The sequence below is a fragment of the Ectopseudomonas oleovorans genome (genome assembly GCF_029845265.1).
Taxonomy (GTDB): Bacteria; Pseudomonadota; Gammaproteobacteria; order Pseudomonadales; family Pseudomonadaceae; genus Aquipseudomonas; species Aquipseudomonas oleovorans.
Window position 1 is genome coordinate 1 of record NZ_JAOCLK010000092.1, and the last position, 3,524, is coordinate 3,524.

Annotated in this window: 2 protein-coding genes and 1 pseudogene; all 3 read left to right on the forward strand. The window is 56.0% G+C overall.

Annotated elements, in window-relative coordinates; all coding sequences use genetic code 11:
• Positions 1-77 precede the first annotated feature (77 nt).
• Positions 78-422, forward strand: a pseudogene (locus N5J71_RS22145) (transposase domain-containing protein); the annotation flags it as partial.
• 266 nt (positions 423-688) lie between these two features.
• A complete protein-coding gene (locus tag N5J71_RS22150) occupies positions 689-2,014 on the forward strand; it encodes a type II toxin-antitoxin system HipA family toxin (RefSeq protein ID WP_003459717.1) in 1,326 nt (441 codons plus the stop codon).
• Positions 2,014-2,280 (forward strand): helix-turn-helix domain-containing protein, encoded by a 267-nt coding sequence (locus N5J71_RS22155; RefSeq protein ID WP_003459718.1) that lies wholly within the window; start codon positions 2,014-2,016, stop codon positions 2,278-2,280. The genes N5J71_RS22150 and N5J71_RS22155 overlap by 1 nt, the downstream gene beginning before the upstream one ends.
• The last annotated feature ends 1,244 nt before the right edge of the window (positions 2,281-3,524 follow it).

The window sequence follows — 3,524 nt, forward strand, 5'->3', positions numbered from 1 at the left end:
TATCGACCTGTGGCGTAACCGTCCGCATCAGGTTCTGACGCCGCGCTTCGTAACCTGAGCCGGTATAATCCGGCGCCATGAAATTTGGCGCCGACAATCTTCCCGACGATCCCGTCCTGCTCAAGGCTCTGATTCTGCAGTTGCAGGAAGAGAACGCCTTGCTGCGCCACAAGCTGTTCTCGCCCAAGTCCGAGCGCAGCCCTGAAGACGCCGACTCGCCGCAGTTGGCCATGTTCAACGAGGTCGAAGAGCTGATCGAAGCGCCGGCCGCCGAGCCAGTCGAAGCCGAAGAAGTCGTTGCGCCGGTCAAGCGCCGTGGCAAACGCAAGCCGCTGCCGGCCAACCTGCCGCGTATGGAGGTCATCCATGAGCTGCCCGAGCATGAGCTGACCTGCGCCTGCGGTGCCTGCAAGCAGTCGATCTGCAGTATAGGAACCTTGAGCCTTCCGTCAAGAGCGCATCCAAATAGACCCAGTGTAAGTGTTGCAGTTGGGCAATTTGGCTGGGCGCGGGTTCAAATCCTTGCTGGGGAGTTGAACACGGGCTGCGCCCTCCGAAGCGGGAGCTAACTCCTGAGATTGAGGCGCTTTAATGCCTTATTCTGTGGTTGAGATTATTTTTTAGGTATTAAATTGCCTTTTTATGCGTGTGCGTCTACTGTTTAGGCATTAAAGTGCTGGTGACTGATATGCACAATCTTACTCTGCAGGTTTATAGGGATGGCCAGTGGCGCAATGCCGTGGAACTCCGTTTCGAGCAGCCCGAGGAAGGGCTGGAGGGTGCTTGTGCTTATGGCTACCAGCATGGCTATCTGGTTGACTCATTGGAGTCTGTAGGCACTCGGCTGAATGTGGCTGTCAGTGCATCTTACCCTCTCGGATGGGATTCTTGGCGAGATAAGAAGGCGCCTGCGTTTCTCTTCGACATCCTGCCATCAGGTGCAGCAAGACGCTTTCTACTGAAGCGTTTGGGCGGCGAGCGGCCCGAGGCTCTCAATCTTGATCTCTACCTTCTTGGGCGATGCACACCTGCGCCAATTGGCAATCTGCGTATCAAGGAGGCTGTCGAGGCGATTGCGGGCAGTCCGATGCTGGGTTTCACACGCGATGAGGTTATTAGCCGGGACTCGCGATTCCTTGAGTACGCGTATGAGCAGGGCGCAGCCATTGGCGGGGCGACAGGTGCTGGCGGTGAGGCCCCCAAACTGTTGCTGACTGAAGATCGGCAGGGCGCCTTACATCCAGATGCCGTGCTGCCAGATGCAGACGCCGCCCAGCACTGGTTTGTGAAGTTCGCGCGTAACAAAGCCAGTCAGACCGATCAGGACATCCTGCGCAGCGAGTATTGCTTCTATCGTGCCGTCCAGCAGCTCGGAATGGACACGGTTGCAGCTGAAGGGCTGGCATTGGAGGAGGGCAATAAGCCCAGTCTCTGGATGCATCGCTTTGATCGGGAGATTAGCCCCGCTGGGGTTTGCCGAACTGCCGTTGAGTCAATGTACTCGTTATGTGGCGTAACCGAGGCGGGTAGTTACATGCTGCACACGCAAGTACTGGGGAAGCTGGTCGAGCTATGGCGAGCTGTTGGGCAGGAACAGCAGGTCGGTGATCTGGTGTTTGAATACATGCGGCGTGATCTGCTGAACCAGATCCTCGGAAATTCAGACAACCACGGACGTAACACCGCGATTCTCCGCTCCGAGCAGGGGGTTCGGTTGGCGCCAATCTACGACCTGGCTCCTATGGTCATGGACGAGGAGGGTGTTACGCGTACGACGAAGTGGCCAAAGCACATCGAGCTTGCAGGAGAGGTCAACTGGAGAGCGGCCTGTGATGAGGTCGCAGAGTGGATTGATGCCGATGAACTGTTTCAACGATTGCAGTTGGCAGCTCAGGACTTGCTCGCGCTACCTGACTTGCTGAGTGCACAAGGCCTTCCTGATTCAACCATGAGTCACCCGCGTATAGCCCTGAGAAATCTTCAGCAGCGGATGCTTCAGTGGGGGTTGGTCTAATGGACATTCTTGAGCGCAATCGCATTTTGAATGAGCTGCAGCAGCAGTTGGCTAGCGGCGAGATCACGATTGGAGGAGCAGTGCGACGCCTGCGTAAGGAAGTGACTGGCTTGCAGCAGGCCAGATTTGCACAGATGTGCAAACTGTCATTGCGGGCCTTGCGACAGCTTGAGTTGGATGAGAGCAATCCGACGGTTCAGACATTGAACAGTGTGTTTAATCCCTTTGGCATGCAGGTCGGCATAGTGCCGAAGACTCCGCGTTGAGCGGCTGCATGCCATGACCTTGACTCATCAAGGGTCAGGATCACTCGTTCGGCCTCGTCAAAGCGCCCCTGTTCTCCGTGCTCTACCTTCACCTTGCGCTGAGATTTGACCGCTTTCTATCAGCTTTGCAATCAGCCGCTGTGCTGTTCTCCGAGCAATCTCGGGGTGTCTTGCCAATAGCTCAGTCAGCGTCAATCCGCTCCCAGATACGTGCATACTATTGAGTATGTCTTTGGAGGAGGGCATAGCTGAGGTGGCGCCGTTTGAATGCTGTTGGTGCAATTCTGGCGCAGTTTTCAGAACTGCGCCATTTTGGGCTGCGAATTTGGCGCAGTTCCAGGCGATCTGTGCCAGAGCGAGGGGCGAGGGTGCTGAGTGAGGGCTGCAGGTTAGATGTATTTTGGCTCTGGATATTGGTGCTTCCATGACCAATGCACCTTTGTCGAGTCCCCGTTAGAACGGACACTTTCGAGTTTGCACACGTCGAATTCGCGGTGCGCACGCTTGAGGCGAAATGCGATCCTCGTCTTGATCTGGTGCGAAACATCTCTGCTGGGGGAGTGTCCCTTGCGTACGGCCCCAATGTGGAGCCCCGCTCTGTTCAGTTGTGCAGACAGAGCTCAACGATTTTTTGAAGGATCGAGGTCTTGGCCGATTCCCGGAGCTTCACTATGTCGAAGGTGAATGTAGAGAAGAACATCTCACCCACACGGGCCCAGCGGGTGGCTCAAGACGGGAACCTTCGCTCCGGAATCGTTCGTGATTACTACGTTGTAGACGAGGCTCTGCTTCGGGATGGTGTTATTGGCTGCTTTGTTAGACGCAACAAAGAACCAGGCTCCTTCAGTACCGTTTTCCTGGATGAAGATGCTATGGCGCTGTTTCTGCCTGGTTGGCGTGAGGTAGTACGGAAGGGCAGATATTTGGATGCCAACCTCTCGTGACGGTGGTATGCCGTTGTCCTGACGCTCCTGGTTGTCGAACAGGGTGTTCCCGATGATGGTGAGGTTTATGGCATGCAGATATTGTCATCGTTCTGGGCTAGGGTCTGTTGCAATGTCATCAACCTAAGCTGCAGCCCTGCCCAAGGCAAGCCCCCCGAAGTAGCCAGCCGCCATGGCCGTCGGGCGATGACCAGGCCTCTGCCGCTCAATCAGGCGGTCTAGCTGGGCTGGCGGTGATGTGAGCATCGTCTGTTCCGGCTGTCTAGGCGAGATTTCTCGTTCTCCGGACGAGCCTATGCT